Raw genomic sequence first — 16157 nt, 5'->3', positions numbered from 1 at the left:
ATGGTTTTTACTGTATACTCCTGCACAGCCTCTTTTTTTATGTATTTAACATTATGTATTTAGCAAAAGTATTTAACGACGGACTGAAGCTGAACGCGTAGTAAATTTTGCGATTTAACTGAGACAAGTATATTGTTTTAACAGTGCTTTAATTTAATAAGCCGGTTATTGATAGCTCAAGGAGTCAGAGTGAAAGCGAGAATTTTGCATTGTGTCGATGACCCTAATATGGGCGGCGTTAATTTTGCGTTGCACAGTTTGTGTGGCTCTGACATCCTCACTTTGGCATTTGAATTTGACATTCGTCAGCTGGATTTTAGCCGTTGGCAGAATACGACATTGGACGCTGATATTGTCTGTTTTCATGGCGCCTCAAACTGGCGCAAACTGCTAAATATTGCATGGCTCAGATTGCGTCATCCTAAGATCATATTTATCCTGCAAGAACATCACTACAGCGAACAATTTGTTCGCCATCAAATTGCACATCCGCAACGTTTCTATTTCATGCTGAAATTAAGCTATCGGTTAATGAATAAAGTGGTGTCCATTTCACCCTCACAGCAGCGATGGATGCTAGCTAATAAGCTATTACCTGCAGACAAAATCGCTCAGTTAGGGCAGGGGCGAGACTTAAGCTATTTTATCGCCAACAAAAGCCACTCCCCAAAAAACGCTAATCATAGGGTTCCTGTGTTAGCCGCCTATGGCCGATTTCATCCACAAAAAGGCTTTGATTTATTACTCAAAGCCATGCATCAGGTTAAGTCACCGTGTCGATTATTGTTAGCCGGTGAAGGTGAGCAATTACCTTTGCTACAACAGTTAGTTTCTCAGCTTGATAATATAAAGCTGGTGGGCAAGGTTGACGATGTGCCTCGCTTTTTAGACCAATGTGACGGGGTAATTATTCCATCACGCTGGGAGCCTTTTGGTTTAGTATTTATTGAATCTATGGCAATGAGTAAAGCCATTATCTCAACCGATGTGGATGGTTTGGGGGATCAAATTCGTCAGCATCAACTGCAAAACATGGGTAATATCGTTGAGGCTAAGGTTGGCGGCCAAGATGATAAGCAATTTGTTAACTCACTGGCCGATGCTATTGAGCGTTACTTATCGAGTGTTAACTCATCAAGCGCTCCATTATCAAGCCATGAGCCTGCTTACGTTCATGAGCAAGTCGACAATCATGGTCAAAAACAGCAGTATGCCAAAATCGAGGATTGGCGCACTCAACAATGGCTGCAGCTTCAACAAGCATGGAAAAGCTTATTTGTGCAGCTATTGGAAGATAAGCGTGGTTGAGTGTTAAATGGTTAATGTGATTGATTTCTTGTTAGGAGATTTTTCTCGACATATAAAAGAACCTATCTTCTTCTTTATCTACCTCAAAGCCATTCTTAATGTATAGATGATATGCAGGACTAATTTTGAGAACTCGTAGCCTAAGTTTATTTACACCAGCTTTAATTGCTAACCGTTCACACTCTGTTAGGGCTGCTGCACCAATACCATTATTTTGAAATTTTTCACTAACCTGTAAATCTCGGATATAACACCCATCATTATCAAAGGCTAAACGAATTGCACCCACGACCGAAGCGTTGTAAAGAATGTCCCAGTTTTCTAGGTCAACAATTTGCTCATGTATCTTAGACTGTTCCCAATTTACAGAATCGTGTTCATAATATGAGCGCATGTTTTTAAATGTAATATCTGCCGATGCATAAAGATCGGCTGTTGATTGATATGAAATCATCGCAAATCTCCTAAAGCCCTACTAATTGGCAAAAAATAGTTGGCTAAAATTTTGAGGGGTGAATAGTTAAATTTTCCTATTAATCAGCTTATTATGTGTGCTTTGTTCGTCGTTTTCTCTTTTGCAACTTTAACCTTTAAAGAATGAAAGAGAGAGGCAAAGATGAAAGTTGTGAATAATAAAAGTAAGCAAAGTAACTTTATTCCGATACTCTCATTTTCTATGAATGCATTTAAAATTGCGGATAAGAGCATGAACCCAACTAAATAGTAATTATGTATGCTACCCATGAAAACTCCTTAACTAGTGTGGTCAGAGTAAACTTTATAAGGGAGTTGATAGGCACATCATTATTTAATGGCTTTTTCTTCCCTAAATGGCGTGCTCGAAGATTGCGTTCGAGGTTAGCTTACTCTGTCCTTAAGTGGTTCTACCTTAATATAACTTATGAGCCTAGTTCAATGTTTTACTTAGTTTTTGTTGGCTAGCCTATCTAAGACCATCACTTCAATCTAATCCATTGCCTGCCGCTGGGATGTTCAGGATGAACGGAATGTCGCGATCACATGGTCAATAATGTTCCCGACATTATCATGACATTTCCCAAATCCCTATGGGTCAGATGTGAAAGAGCGACCTTATGTGCAAGCACGACTGTGACACGCTGCAAGTTCGTCCCTGAAAGCTCGGCCATGACGTCCATGTCATGGACGGTCACAGCCGCGCTTACACCCGAATTGTCACCGCTTCGATTTGACTTCATTGGCAGCAATTAAAAGAGCTAAAGTTAGAAAACTTAAAAATTTAAGAGTCTAAAAGACTCAATTTGAATTGAGGACGTTGAAGAAAATAGCGTGATGCTCACATGGATGTGAGCATAGCTTTCGCGGAGCATGGATGCACCATCGGAAGCGTTAGCATTTTCACTCTTTATAATAAACAGGGTCCGAAGTTAGCAACAAACGAAGTCCAAAGCTGGATCAATCCCCATCGAAAATCATGCGCTTTTCAGCATTTTTCGTTAGGGGCGGCAGGGTGATCCAAGAGGGTATTGCTGTTGATACCCTTTTGGTCGGGTGTGGGTGGACAACCCACGACGTTAATCCAAACGGAGTTTGGAACAATACAGATCAAACCATTCTCAACCCCAAAAAATCACAAAGTCTCAAATTCAGAATGCGTTGCAGAATGCATTTTAGCATTGAGATACAATCTTGCCTTTAATGTAAGCTATTGTATTTAAATGGTAATAAAGGTTGGCATCCACTATGCATTATCCCCAGTACATCCTGATAACGAATAGCGAGATGCCAATATGCAAACATTAAACACAACAATAGTTAACGTGAAACCACTTCACTCTCAAATCATCAATATTCTTGGTTTAAGCAGTATTGCTATTGGTACTAGCATGGCTTTGTTCAGTGCTAATACCAATGCCGCTGAGCCATTCAATGCCTGTCCTACCGAAGCATTTATTATTCAAACGCCAGCAGGCATTCCAAAAACCTTTGGAGTTGAACTTGGTACCGGTAGTTATTCGGTATTGTCGCCTGATATGGGACTGACCAAAGGATTTAATGGTGTTGGTTTCAGCTACACAGATAATTACCTTTATGGCTGGGATTATCAGCATGGCACTGTGGGTAAGGTGGGTGAAGATTACCAAGTTGAGCCACTAACGATCGTAAAAGACAGCTCAGCTGCTGCAGCGGGTAACTTCTACGTAGGTGATGTCGCCATCAATGAAAACGTTTGGTATGGCTACCGTAAAAACCAAGGCTTATTTACTGTGCCGTTAGATGGCAATAATCACCCAATGAACATTGTCCCAGGCAGTAAAACCAATGCCACTTACAACGTAACAGATTTTGCCTTTCATCCAAGCAACGGCTTTTTATACGCAGTGACTAACGGCAGTACAGGTAACTTACTCAAGATTGACCCCACAACAGGTGCCGCTGAAACCTTAGCAACCGTTATTACTAAAAGCAGTGGTAGCTTTACCTTTGGGGCGCAGTTTTTTGACCCTAATGGCAACCTTTATTTAAGTAACAACGGCGATGGCAATGTGTATAAGGTCAACGTTGAAAGTGATAACCCTACCGCAGAGTTGTTTTCATACGGGCCGTCATCTTCTTCAAATGATGGTGCTCGTTGTGCATTAGCAGAAGTGCCAGTGGGAGACAATGTTGATTTTGGTGATGCGCCAGACAGTTACGGTACCCTAATTGCTTCAAATGGTGCCCGCCATAATATGGTTGCTGGCATGTCATTAGGCAGTGTTATTGATAATGAGTCCGACGGTTATCCTGCACCACTATCAGATGATGAAAGTGATGGTATTGATGATGAAGATGGCATCAGCATGCCAACCGGTTTTGAAGTGGGTGAAGAGGCGGTGTTATTAGTCACAGTAGAAGGGGATGGTGCTTATATTAACGGCTGGATTGATTGGGGCCAAGATGGTCAGTTTGATAGTGAAGATCAAGTGATTATTGCCCGCTCAGTGAGTAGCGGCACATCAACTGTGACGATTAACGTACCTAATTGGGCTAAAACTGGCGCAACCTGGTCACGTTTTCGTTTGAGCTCAGAGGCCAGCTTATTACCAACAGGTGGTGTCAGTGATGGTGAAGTGGAAGATTATCCTATCACTGTCACTGAAACCGGCATCACTATCAGCTATTACCCCTCATCGTCAGAATACACCACGTTAGCTTATGAGGATTTATACCCTTTTCAAGGTGACTTTGATATGAACGATGTGGTGATGCAGTTACGTATTAGCCAATACAGTAAAAATGACATGGTTCGTCGCGTGGGCTTTGATGCGCAATTAGTGGCAATGGGCGCTTGGTATCACAATGGCTTTGCGGTGCAATTACATGATATTGGCCGCGGCAATGTGCAAGAGTCAGCCATTGAGTGGAGCGCCCAAGGGGTTAAGCAGACCAGCTCACCACTTGAAGACGGGCAAACCAATGCGGTGCTGTTATTTACTGAAGACTTATGGCAACACGTCAGTGCGGGTAATGGCTGTCAATATTTCAGAACTGAACCGGGTTGCGGCACCCAATACCGCGCAACATGGCAAATGACAGTGCCGTTTGTTGATGCGGTACATGTTGATGATATGCCTGAGTTCCCCTATGACCCATTCATTTTTGCCACTCCAGGTACGGATCATAGCCTAGCGGCTAAGAATATTACTGATGGTAAAAACCCAGGACGTAAATTAGAGATCCATCTGAAAAACAAAGCACCAACCGATAAATTTGATACGCGATTTTTAGGGATGCATGACGATGCTTCAACGGCATCACAAGGGCACTATTTCCAAGACCAAAATGGTATGAGTTGGGCAATTGAGGTGCCTGATACATGGCAGCACCCTGCAGAGCTACAACGTGTTGATGCCGCTTATGTTGAGTTTATTGAGTTTGCTGCAGATGCCAGCGGTGAGACCAAACCTTATTGGTATTTGACCGCCACTGACTCGCTACTGTTTAAGGATTAACCCTGACAGTAATTAGTGTGAATTTAATCAATCAATTTAAGCAAGAAATGGAATTTTAAGGTGAATATTATGAATACATTAACTCAAACTCAAGTGGCAGCAAATACGTTATTAACAGCGAAGAATGCCATTAACACAGGCATGAAAACAGGCATTAACACGGCTTGTAACACAGGCACTAAAATAGGGACTAAAAGAGCCACTAGCCTAGCCATGGCTCTATCATTAAGCTTTTTAACAGCCTGTGGCGGCGGTGGTGGCGATGATAGCTCGCCTGCACCAGCAACGACGCCTGCGGTGACAACACCTGCGACATCAACACCAGATACCACGACAGATACAACACCAGAGACAACGACACCTGAGACGCCAACGGAACCTGAAACACCTACAGAGCCAGAAACGCCGCCAGCAACCTCAATTGATGACTTGGTGGTTGATGCCGATTTTGATCTACAAGCGGCGTTTACTTTAAGCATTGATGTGCAGCTCGCATCAAGTAAGCGTGGTTACTTTTCATTGTGTGACGATTATCAGCAAAATGGCACCCAAGTGAGCGTGAACTTTGAATCTTGCTTATTACGTGGCGCCCTTGATGAAGGCGCATTGTCTGAAGAGTTATTGGTGGCCAACCATCAACGAGCATTAATGGCAGTGGTATGGTTTTATGATGGCAGTGAGCCTATCTATCAGCAGTGGAGTCATAGCTTAACCAATGACCCACAAGTCTTAGTGATTAACTAATATTCAAATAATCAATCGTATTTCAATCTTATGCCTTGTTAGCCAGATACTGCTGACAAGGCATTTTTATTTTTGATTAACAGCCTGCTTAAATGCGCGAGTTATTGGATAGCGATATTTTCTCAGTTGTCATTGTGAGCTGACTTAACTGATAATAGCGCCATTAACAGATTAAAAGAGCGCACCATGAGCATTGAAAGAATTGAAACTAAAACCCGTATGAGCCGGATTGTCAAACATAACGGCACCATCTATTTATGTGGCCAAGTTTGCCAAGATGCCACTAAAGACATCACCGAACAAACCCAAACCATGTTGGACAAAGTGGAAGCCTTATTACTGCAGGCGGGCAGTGATAAAAAGCATATGTTATCGGCAACCATTTACGTAAAAGATATGGCTTACTTTGCTGAAATGAACGCGGTATGGGATGCCTGGGTCATTGAAGGTTACGCCCCTGCTCGAGCTTGTGTTGCCGCTAAAATGGCCCGTGAGGCATTATTGGTTGAAATCTCGGTAGTGGCCGCTGAGATTGCTTAAATTGCTACGCAGTGGTTTTAGTTCAGCCCGCTACTTAGCTCACAAGTCATCACAATAAAATCCCCATAAAGAATCCGTTACAGTTCCTAGTCGCAGCCGCCTAGGAACTGGTATACTTCCAGCTTGATTTTTGGGAGGACCAATGGACGTATCATCATTATTAGACGGCCTAAACGCAAAGCAGCGTGAAGCAGTGGGCGCACCGCTTTCAAGCATGTTAGTTTTAGCTGGAGCAGGCAGTGGTAAAACTCGGGTATTAACCCATCGTATTGCTTGGCTTATGCAGGTCGAACAACAAAGTCCATACTCTATCCTTGCGGTAACCTTTACCAATAAAGCCGCGGCAGAAATGCGTGAGCGGGTTGAGAAAGTGGTTGGCAGTAACATGGGCCGTATGTGGATTGGTACTTTCCACGGTTTAGCCCATCGTTTGCTGCGCACTCACTTTAAAGATGCCAATTTACCCCAAAGCTTCCAAATTATTGATTCTGACGATCAGTTACGTTTATTAAAACGTATTCTTAAAAGTCTCAATTTAGATGACAAGCAATATCCGCCGCGTCAGTGCCAAGGTTACATTAATGGCAAAAAAGACCAAGGCTTACGCCCAAAGCATATCGATGCGGGTGGCTTTCCTATTGAGCAAAATTTATTAAACATCTATAAAATTTATCAAGAATCTTGCGACCGAGCTGGCCTTGTTGATTTTGCTGAAATTTTATTGCGCGCCCATGAATTGTGGCTCAATAAGCCCCATGTATTAGCCCATTATCAAGAACGCTTTAAGCATATCTTGGTGGACGAATTCCAAGATACCAACGCCATTCAATATGCGTGGATCCGAGTGCTGGCAGGCAAAGAAGCCAATGTGATGATTGTTGGCGATGACGATCAATCTATTTACGGCTGGCGCGGTGCCCAAGTTGAGAATCTACATAAATTCTTAACCGATTTCCCAGGTTCCACCACGGTTAAGCTGGAGCAAAACTATCGCTCCACAGCCAATATCCTTAATGCGTCCAATGATCTAATTGCCAACAACCCTGAGCGTTTAGGTAAAAAACTGTGGACTGAAGACGATGCGGGTGAGCCTATTGCGGTTTATTGCGCCTTTAATGAAATGGATGAAGCGCGCTTTATTGTTGGCAAAATGGCTGAGTGGCAAAATAACGGCGGCAAGTTAGAAGAGTGTGCCATTTTATACCGCTCCAATGCCCAGTCGCGAGTATTAGAAGAAGCCTTACTCCATAAAGGGCTAGCTTACCGAATTTACGGTGGCCTGCGTTTCTTCGAGCGCCAAGAGATTAAAGATGCCATGGGTTATATGCGTCTTATCAATAATCAAAATGATGATGCTGCTTTTGAACGGGTGGTTAACACCCCAACTCGCGGTATTGGTAATCGTACCCTTGATATCATTCGCTCAACCGCACGTCAGCAAGAAATGACTATGTGGCAGGCAAGCTTGCGCTTAATTGAAGAAAAAGTCCTTACTGGCCGCGCTGCCAATGCCGTGAATGGCTTTATGGATTTAGTGATTGGCATGCGCACTGATACTGCCGATATGAGTCTATATGGTATGGCCGACAAGGTCATTGACCGTTCAGGGCTACGGGCTATGTACGAAGCCGAAAAAGGCGAAAAAGCCCAATCACGAGTCGAAAACTTAAATGAGCTGGTCACCGCTGCCCGCAGTTTTGAAATGCCAGAAGAACTTGAAGATATGGGCGAGCTAAATGCCTTTTTATCTCACGCAGCATTAGAAGCGGGCGAAGGCCAAGCAGACAAGTTTACCGATGCCGTGCAGCTAATGACCTTGCATTCAGCTAAAGGCTTGGAGTTCCCAGTGGTGTTTATGGCTGGGGTTGAGGAAGGTATTTTTCCAAGTAAAATGGCATTAGATGAAGGTGATCGTTTAGATGAAGAACGCCGTCTTTGTTATGTAGGCATGACCCGTGCGATGCAAAAATTGTATATCAGTTATGCTGAGTCACGCCGCATTTATGGCCGTGAGGACTATGCCAGTCCATCGCGTTTTATTGGTGAAATCCCCAGCCAGTATGTTGAAGAAATTCGCATGAAAGCGTCAGTGTCAGCGCCTAAAATGAGCAGCCGTTTTAATGTGCCAAGACAATCTATTGCCAATGACAGTGGCTTTAAAGTGGGTCAAAAAGTAAAACACTTTAAATTTGGCCAAGGCATAGTGACAGATTTTGAAGGCACAGCAGATAAAGCGCGTGTTCAAGTCAGTTTTACAGACTTTGGTAGCAAATGGTTACTGGTTTCATTGGCAAAACTTGAAGCGTGTTAGGGTAATTTTTTACTAGAGCGGACATAATTCTAAGCGAAATAATAAAGTCACTCGTGGGTTATGCGAGATGACAAATAAGAAGTGATACAACTTCAATTGCAGGAGTGAAGTAAACCATGTCAGCAGTCTCATGGACGTTACAACAAAAAATATCGGTTTATAAACGCTTAACGCGCCTTGATAGGCCCATTGGTACCTTGTTGCTAATGTGGCCGTGTTTAATGGCGTTATTGCTTGCAGCGGGTGGCATGCCTGATGTGAAGGTGTTGATCATCTTTATGCTAGGGGTGGTCGTTATGCGTGCTTGTGGTTGCGTGATTAACGACTTTGCAGATCGAAAACTTGATGCCCATGTTGAGCGCACTAAGATGCGGCCTTTAGCCTCAGGTGAAATCAGCAGTAAGGAAGCGCTGATATTATTTGTGGTGATGGCATTAATCGCGTTTAGCTTAGTATTATTTTTAAATCCGCTAGTGGTAAAACTATCGGTTGTCGGCATTATCTTAACCATCATGTACCCGTTTATGAAACGGGTAACCAATATGCCGCAAATGTTTTTAGGCATAGTGTGGAGCTGGTCAATTCCTATGGCCTACGCTGCGCAGCTAGGTTATGTGCCCATGGAAGCTTGGTGGTTATTTGTTGCCAATTGGTGTTGGACGGTAGCTTACGACACCATGTATGCCATGGTTGATAGAGATGATGACTTAAAAGTCGGCATTAAATCCACAGCCATTTTATTTGGCCGATACGACCGCCAATGGATTGCCGCGTTTCAGTTAGCGGCCCTAGGGTGTTTTATTATGGCCGGTTGGTCAGCGGAACGTGGGTTATTGTATGGCATTGGCATTAGCACCTTTATTGCCTTTAGCAGTTATCAGCAATGGCTTATTTATGGTCGCGAACGCGCGCCATGTTTTAAGGCTTTTCTAAATAATAACTGGGCCGGATTTGCTTTATTTATGGCATTGAGCGCAGATTATTTATTTTCTTCAATAAGTGCGTAGAATAGGGCGAAAAATTACATCAACAAGGATAGCTGATGACCATTTCTCGCTTTATGATACTTTTTCGCAGTATCGTATGCTGTAGCCTCTTTTTAAGCGCGGTGCCCGCCGCGTTTGCAAGCTTTACCATACCGAATACCACAGTGGTTGAGGTAGAGGATAGCGATCGCACCTATAATCTTTATATCAAACTGCCCAATAGCTATAACCAAATTGATAAGCTAAAAAGCTATCCGGTTATTTATATGACTGATGCTGTGTACAGCTTGCAAGTGGTCTCGGGTGTGACTCGTTTGTCTATGGACCGTACTGATATGCAGCAGGCTATTTTAGTGGCTGTATCAGGACAGCAAGGCCGCAGCCCCGCAGCAAGTCGTATGCGTGATTACACCCCGTCAGTTGATACTAACAGAACCCAAGCCACCGGTGAGGCCCAGCGCCACATGCAGTTGTTTGCCAATAAAATTATCCCTTATATGAATCAGCACTACCGCACTCAGCCATGGCAAAACACCTATGTTGGCCATGCGTTAGGGGGCTTGTTTGGCGCCTATATCTTACGTAATAAGCCCGCATTATTTAATAACTATGTACTGGCGAGTCCGCCATTTTGGTTTGATAACCAGCAGTTACTAAAGCAATTTCGCGAGCCGGAATTTATCACTAAATCAATAAATGCCAATGTATTTATTGGTGTCGGAGAGTTAGAAACGGCAGAAAACAGCGAGTTTGGGCAAGATATGGTGGCAGATGCCAAGTCATTTTATCTGCTGCTACAACAAAAAAATCGCTTAACTGCAGCTAATGGTTCAGGTATCAATGCCAAGTTAATGCTAATGCCTGTAGCCAATCACAGTATGGCGTTTCCGATGTCGGCGATCTATGGCTTAGACTGGCTGTTTGATGCTAAAACGGGGGTTAGTGGTCACTGATTAGGCGCAATAATGGTTCTATCAAAAAATAAGACATTTAAGCAATAAACCTATGTCATAAACATAAGCCATAAACATAAGCCATAAACATAAGTTATAAACATAATTTTAAGTTATAGAACAATAACAAGGATTGTTATATGAGACCCATAGTTAAGTACCGACTGCTGTTTTTAGCCTTTGCGATAGTACTGTTTACTATTGGCGTGCAGTTAACCCCAGAATCCCTAGCGACTGCTAATGACGAGCTAAGACTAAGCCTTATCGCTATCGGCTACTTTGGCTTAATACCGTTGGCATATTGGTACTGCATTATCAAAAAAGGCAGCCAGAAATGGTGGAAGCTGATTATTATTTTAAGTACCAGCAGCTTGGTGGCGAGGCTGAGCTTTCCGGCAGATATCGCCGACTATTTTGAGTTTGTAGCTTGGTTAAAGTACCCCATTATTGGGGTGTTGTTGATCATTGAATCATTTCTGGTTTTCACTATCATTCGCGGTTTGTTGAAGGTCAGAAAGGTCAAGGGCGATCCACGAGTGAGTGCGGTTGAGGTGTACGCAGATGAAGATGAAAAGGCTTTGTCTATCGCCTTCATCGTCGCTGGAGAGCCGACTAACTGGTATTACGCTATCCCATGGTTTTCACGCAATCACCCCACTGCCATTAGCCACATTAAGTTATTGAGTGCCAAGCCTTGGCATTTGTTATTAATGCTTATCGGTTGTTTAACTAGCTGTGTTGCCAGCTATATGATTTTGGTTAACTGGAGTGAGTTAGCGGCGATTATTGTTCCTTCAATCATCAGTTTAACCTTGGTAATGCTGGTGGCTAATTACCGTATATCACGCCACTATTCACTTTATATAATCCGCGATAGATTAGTGGTTAATAATGCTATTTGGGGTTTTATGGCGATCGATATTAACGAGATTGAAACGGTTGCAGTGAATCAAGCAACCAAAAAGGTTGTCGATGACGAATTATCAATAGGGCGAGGTGAGCAGACTAATCTCACTATCCGTTTTAAAACGCCACAATGGTATTTTGGTGGATTAGGGCAGTTAGTTGAAAAGCTGACTGTGGTGCATATTAATGTGGCTGAACCAGAAAAGGTGGTCGCGGCACTAACTGATATTGAGCAGTCTGAAGCGGCTTAAAAATTCATATTTACACTAAACGTAACCCATAAAAAATGCGTCCACTGTGGACGCATTTTTTGGTTAACAACTGATTTAGTGGTTGTTTAGTTTTTTACTAATTTTTCGAGATCAGCTGGGCGGTAATAAACGGATTTTAATACCTTACCTTGGCGAACCACTTTACCGGCCATTTCAACATCTTTAGCGCATTTAGCGATGATGAATTCACCCTTAGTGCTGCCCACGATTTCAACACCTTGTTTAGCATAGTGAGCAATGGTTTCATTCAACTCTTGCTCATTGCTACACACTTTACTCATGTTGCTAGAGTGAACTTCATCCCAGCATTCAATGAAGTTAACTTCACGGTTTTTAGCAACAGACAGTAATAAATCAATTAAATAACTAATTTCTAGACGGTCACTAACTTTTGCTGCGCCTAAGTGGACTAAACGGCCCATTAATACGTAAACAGAGTCAACGATGGCATCAGCTTGTTCAACGTGGCAATCCGCTTCAGCAAGCTCTGTGAGCTCTTCAATGATAAGTGAAGTGTGCAGGGTATCGGCTTTGTCATCTAGACTTGATGCATTTTCGATAGGTAAATCAAAGGTGCTGCGAAATTCTTTGATATCACGGTACAAGTGGTCAAAAATGGTTTGGTCTAAAACAGATAACTTCATTATTAAGTAAGCCTAGAAAGTAGTAAATAGGCGAATATGGTAATGAATTGACAGGGCTTGTTCAAGATAAACGGCGGCCCAATTGCACAGGGACACCGTTTGTGAATAAAAAAACCGCCTAGGATGAATCAGGGATGTTAGGCGGAGGTTAATAGACAACCTTTTGTGATGATGAAACTTTCAAATTAATTATCGATGGGCGTATTTTTCAATCAGACCATCTAAATAAGGTTGGATACCTTCATCTGTCCAATCAATGTATCCACGAACAAAGCCGACTAGGTTTCCTTTGCCGTCTAAAATAAAGCTAGCAGGCAGTAAATCTGCAGGCATGATGTAATCAACATTCTTGTCAGGATCAATCCAAGTCGCGTAATTATCAAAACCATGTTGTTCGAAAAAGGGTTTTATATCATCTGGATTTTCATCAATAGAAATTGGCACAAGTGCAAAGTCTTTATCTTGATTTCGCTCTTTAATTGCCTGCATCGCTGGGATTTCTTTGATACACGGTGCACACCAAGTTGCCCATAAGTTCACCATGACTAGCTTGCCGTGGTGTTGTGCTAGGTTGACCTTGTTTTGTTGCTGATCGCTAAAGTCAATGTCTTGAATTTTGCGCGCATTTCGCAGCTCAACAAAACGCGACATCACCATAGGTTTCTCTATTTGTTCACCCGTTTCATAGACTTTCACATCCACAGGCTTTGCAGCAGCATTAAAAGTAACGCAGCCAGTTAAAAGCAGTAACGTGATTGGCATTAATTTATTCATATTCATTCTCGTTTAAATGGAGTTTAATTGGCGTTTGGGGTTGTTTAATAATCCAAGCGATACCACCGATTATTGTGAAAAAAAACAACCCAATTGGGATGAGCCATAAAGCTAACGTGCCTGAGTGCAGGCTAGGTTGATAGCGGATTCGTTCGCCGAAACGGGCTACCATAAAATCAATGATTTCTTGTTTGGATTGACCCTGATCGAGTTTTTGAAATATGTGCCCTTTAAGCTCGTTTGCTATTTGGGTTTCCGAATCAAATAAACTGCGATTATCAGATGCTGGGCAGCGCAGTTCTTGGGCAATTTCAAAACCAAGTTGACGTTTTTCATCAGCAGAATAATTTCGGTGGGATAATGCCTCAGAAGCCGTGACATTTTGCACGCTAAATATCAATAACACGGTTAATATGGCCACTGAAATAGGGCTGAACATGCGGTGGAGCATTCGATAGAATGGGGTCATGAGGTTGCCTCCTCTAGTCGAGATGTTTTCTGATCATTAGTGCGACATGGTGAGTGTTTTGATGCAGTGCTGTCACGGCAAGCTATGACAACCCATACGCCTGCTAACATCATCAAGATTGCGCCAATCCATAACCAATTCACCATAGGTTTGTAACTGATACGCACTAAATACTCTGTGTCGTTGAGCTGGTTGCCCATTGAGACATATAAATCTTTACCTAAGGTTGAATAGACTCCTGCTGCAGACATCTGCATGCCGTTAGTTTTAAAGGTTTGACGTTGCGGGTAGGCATAACCTACCGTCGTTTCTTCCTCATCCATAATACGAATGTTGGCTTGTAGCGCATCGTAACTGTTGGTTGAAACTTGCTGGGTGTTTTCAAATACGAAGGTATAACCTGCTAGTGTTCGCCCTTGATTAGGGCCCATGCTCAACACTTCTTCTTGCTCAAGGTTTGATACAACAGAGCCTGCAAAAATAGCCACTGCGACGCCAAGATGAGCGACACACATAGCATAAAATCGACGAGTCTGTGTTATTGAACTGGTATGAAGTTGATGCTGGATCATGGCAATGATCAATGTGAGCACTAACCAAGTCACAGACATTAAACCGATGAAGAACCAAGCATTTGCTTGTTCAAATGAGTTGTTGATGATTGCTGCTAATACGATTGAGATACCTAGCAAAAACGCAGGCACTTTCAGATTCTTAGCGCTATCTTGTTGCCAACGCAGTAGAGGGGCTAGCCCCATTAATAAGCTGAGTAGTACCAGGATAGGGACAAAAATACTGTTGAAATAAGGAGCGCCTACAGAGATGGTGACGCCAGTAATAACTCGGTAAATAATCGGATAGTAACTACCTAGTAGTACCGATAAAGCTGCAATAACCAGTAACAAGTTGCCGATTAATATCAAGCTATTGCGTGAAATTAAGGCAAACTTATCGGTAGATTGTATATATTGAGCCCGAGTGGCAAAAAGTGCTAAGGCGCTACCAGAAAACAGTACCAACAATAGCAGTATTGACATACCACGAGTTGGATCCGCAGCAAATGCATGAACGGATTGCACCACACCTGAGCGTACGATAAAAGTGCCCAGTAAGCTTAATGAGAATGCTAAAATAGCCAGAAACAAGGTGAGCTTTTTACATTGTCCGAAGCGTCCAGTCATCACCACTGAGTGGACTAATGCAGTGGCAACTAGCCAAGGAATAAAAGAGGCATTTTCAACCGGGTCCCAAAACCACCAACCACCCCAGCCTAGTTCGTTATATGCCCACCAAGAACCAAACGCATTACCCCCTGTTAAGAAAACCCACGCCAAAATAGCCCAAGGACGTAAATAGCGCGCATGCTGTTGTGTGAACTGTTTTCCCATGAGTGCAGCAACTGCCGCAGCGAAGCACACCGTGAGACCAACGTAACCTAGAAATAATAACGGTGGATGAATAATTAAGCCGATGTTTTGCAAGATAGGGTTGAGGTCTCGACCTTCGATAGGGAAGTTGGGTAATAACCTAACAAATGGGTTTGAGGTGAAAATGATGAATAAACTAAAGCCACAGATCACAGCTGCTAGCACTGAAATTGTTCGGATAAAGAAAGCATGATCAGCTTCATTGTTATGAGTATTGGCAATAATAACCGTCCATAACGCGATAGCACTCACCCAAAATAACATTGAGCCTTCGTGGCTGCCCCAGATAGCAGCGACTTTATAGAAAGTGGCTAACTGAGTATTAGAGTGATCAGCGACATAGGCTACTGAAAAATCATTGCTAATAAAGCTAATAGCTAAACAAATAATCGCACCTAAAAAAGCACTAATCATCATATTACTGATAGGGCGATAATAGCTAATTAAATAAGCATTACGCTTATATAAACCCACCATAGGAATAACGGCTAATAATAATGATAACGCAGCGGCTATTATTAACAGTAAATGTCCAATCTCTGGAATCATATTATTACCTATATATTGTGTGGAGGGGTTGATAATTAATATCAAATAAACCTATTTTGTTAATGAGAAAGTTATATCAATATTAATTAGACGTTTTGTTGTCTTTAAACGACTTGTTTCTATCGACTTATATCATCAATTAAATAAGAAGCAACTGAAGGTTATCTATGTTGAGGATATTTTTCTGTGAGGTTGATCTTAATAATTTTGCTAATTTTAATATTGAGATATTTTTATTTTGTAAAAAACATATTTATGATTTTTCATAGATAAAAAAAATGGCATTTTTATATAAAAAAT

General features: G+C 42.4%; 13 protein-coding genes. 8 read left to right on the top strand and 5 right to left on the bottom strand.

Features of this window, described 5'->3' with window-relative positions; all coding sequences use genetic code 11:
* The first annotated feature begins 189 nt into the window (after positions 1–189).
* Positions 190–1308 (top strand): glycosyltransferase, encoded by a 1119-nt coding sequence (locus BCU94_RS12035; RefSeq protein ID WP_102476514.1) that lies wholly within the window; start codon positions 190–192, stop codon positions 1306–1308.
* Between the two features lie 31 nt (positions 1309–1339).
* Here BCU94_RS12035 and BCU94_RS12030 read toward each other — a convergent pair whose 3' ends face one another.
* Positions 1340–1762, bottom strand: coding sequence for a GNAT family N-acetyltransferase (locus BCU94_RS12030; RefSeq protein ID WP_102476513.1), 423 nt, complete (start codon positions 1760–1762; stop codon positions 1340–1342).
* Positions 1763–3077: 1315 nt separating this feature from the next.
* Between BCU94_RS12030 and BCU94_RS12015 the strand changes: the two genes are divergently transcribed.
* From BCU94_RS12015 to BCU94_RS11985, 7 genes are all read left to right on the top strand, one after another.
* Entirely contained in the window at positions 3078–5282 is a 2205-nt protein-coding gene (locus BCU94_RS12015; RefSeq protein WP_198590882.1) for an LruC domain-containing protein, read from the top strand.
* 69 nt (positions 5283–5351) lie between these two features.
* Entirely contained in the window at positions 5352–6026 is a 675-nt protein-coding gene (locus tag BCU94_RS12010) for a hypothetical protein (protein WP_241904105.1), read from the top strand.
* A 186-nt stretch (positions 6027–6212) separates the two neighbouring features.
* Positions 6213–6566 carry a RidA family protein gene (locus BCU94_RS12005; RefSeq protein ID WP_102436903.1) on the top strand — a complete coding sequence of 118 codons (354 nt, stop codon included), beginning with the start codon at positions 6213–6215 and terminating at the stop codon, positions 6564–6566.
* Positions 6567–6708: 142 nt separating this feature from the next.
* The gene (gene uvrD, locus BCU94_RS12000) at positions 6709–8877 is read left to right on the top strand and encodes a DNA helicase II (RefSeq protein WP_102476511.1); all 2169 of its coding nucleotides are present in this window, start codon (positions 6709–6711) and stop codon (positions 8875–8877) included.
* A 116-nt stretch (positions 8878–8993) separates the two neighbouring features.
* Positions 8994–9884: a 4-hydroxybenzoate octaprenyltransferase gene (gene ubiA, locus BCU94_RS11995; RefSeq protein WP_102476510.1), complete on the top strand. Its 891-nt coding sequence runs from the start codon at positions 8994–8996 to the stop codon at positions 9882–9884.
* A 35-nt stretch (positions 9885–9919) separates the two neighbouring features.
* Positions 9920–10816 carry an alpha/beta hydrolase-fold protein gene (locus tag BCU94_RS11990; protein WP_102476509.1) on the top strand — a complete coding sequence of 299 codons (897 nt, stop codon included), beginning with the start codon at positions 9920–9922 and terminating at the stop codon, positions 10814–10816.
* 140 nt (positions 10817–10956) lie between these two features.
* A complete protein-coding gene (locus BCU94_RS11985) occupies positions 10957–11973 on the top strand; it encodes a hypothetical protein (RefSeq protein ID WP_102476508.1) in 1017 nt (338 codons plus the stop codon).
* A gap of 86 nt (positions 11974–12059) precedes the next feature.
* Here BCU94_RS11985 and BCU94_RS11980 read toward each other — a convergent pair whose 3' ends face one another.
* The 4 genes from BCU94_RS11980 to BCU94_RS11965 all read right to left on the bottom strand — a co-directional run bounded on the left by BCU94_RS11980 (position 12060) and on the right by BCU94_RS11965 (position 15857).
* Positions 12060–12638 carry a nucleoside triphosphate pyrophosphohydrolase family protein gene (locus tag BCU94_RS11980; RefSeq protein ID WP_102476507.1) on the bottom strand — a complete coding sequence of 193 codons (579 nt, stop codon included), beginning with the start codon at positions 12636–12638 and terminating at the stop codon, positions 12060–12062.
* 189 nt (positions 12639–12827) lie between these two features.
* Positions 12828–13412 carry a TlpA disulfide reductase family protein gene (locus BCU94_RS11975; RefSeq protein ID WP_102436891.1) on the bottom strand — a complete coding sequence of 195 codons (585 nt, stop codon included), beginning with the start codon at positions 13410–13412 and terminating at the stop codon, positions 12828–12830.
* On the bottom strand, positions 13405–13881 hold the full coding sequence (locus BCU94_RS11970) for a cytochrome c-type biogenesis protein CcmH (RefSeq protein ID WP_241903470.1): 477 nt from the start codon (positions 13879–13881) through the stop codon (positions 13405–13407). The genes BCU94_RS11975 and BCU94_RS11970 overlap by 8 nt, the downstream gene beginning before the upstream one ends.
* Positions 13878–15857: a heme lyase CcmF/NrfE family subunit gene (locus tag BCU94_RS11965; RefSeq protein WP_102476506.1), complete on the bottom strand. Its 1980-nt coding sequence runs from the start codon at positions 15855–15857 to the stop codon at positions 13878–13880. The genes BCU94_RS11970 and BCU94_RS11965 overlap by 4 nt, the downstream gene beginning before the upstream one ends.
* Between the last annotated feature and the right edge of the window lie 300 nt (positions 15858–16157).

The organism is Shewanella sp. 10N.286.52.C2, from assembly GCF_002874545.1.
In the GTDB taxonomy this organism is placed as follows: domain Bacteria; phylum Pseudomonadota; class Gammaproteobacteria; order Enterobacterales; family Shewanellaceae; genus Shewanella.
This window is presented reverse-complemented; position numbering and strand designations above follow the sequence as displayed.

Excerpts from the sequence above, each read along its gene's own strand:
- BCU94_RS12030 (WP_102476513.1), bottom strand. The coding sequence starts at position 1,762 with ATGATTTCATATCAATCAACAGCCGATCTTTATGCATCGGCAGATATT.
- BCU94_RS12015 (WP_198590882.1), top strand. The coding sequence starts at position 3,078 with ATGCAAACATTAAACACAACAATAGTTAACGTGAAACCACTTCACTCT.
- BCU94_RS12010 (WP_241904105.1), top strand. The coding sequence starts at position 5,352 with ATGAATACATTAACTCAAACTCAAGTGGCAGCAAATACGTTATTAACA.
- BCU94_RS12005 (WP_102436903.1), top strand. The coding sequence starts at position 6,213 with ATGAGCATTGAAAGAATTGAAACTAAAACCCGTATGAGCCGGATTGTC.
- uvrD (WP_102476511.1), top strand. The coding sequence starts at position 6,709 with ATGGACGTATCATCATTATTAGACGGCCTAAACGCAAAGCAGCGTGAA.
- ubiA (WP_102476510.1), top strand. The coding sequence starts at position 8,994 with ATGTCAGCAGTCTCATGGACGTTACAACAAAAAATATCGGTTTATAAA.
- BCU94_RS11990 (WP_102476509.1), top strand. The coding sequence starts at position 9,920 with ATGACCATTTCTCGCTTTATGATACTTTTTCGCAGTATCGTATGCTGT.
- BCU94_RS11985 (WP_102476508.1), top strand. The coding sequence starts at position 10,957 with ATGAGACCCATAGTTAAGTACCGACTGCTGTTTTTAGCCTTTGCGATA.
- BCU94_RS11980 (WP_102476507.1), bottom strand. The coding sequence starts at position 12,638 with ATGAAGTTATCTGTTTTAGACCAAACCATTTTTGACCACTTGTACCGT.
- BCU94_RS11975 (WP_102436891.1), bottom strand. The coding sequence starts at position 13,412 with ATGAATAAATTAATGCCAATCACGTTACTGCTTTTAACTGGCTGCGTT.
- BCU94_RS11970 (WP_241903470.1), bottom strand. The coding sequence starts at position 13,881 with ATGACCCCATTCTATCGAATGCTCCACCGCATGTTCAGCCCTATTTCA.
- BCU94_RS11965 (WP_102476506.1), bottom strand. The coding sequence starts at position 15,857 with ATGATTCCAGAGATTGGACATTTACTGTTAATAATAGCCGCTGCGTTA.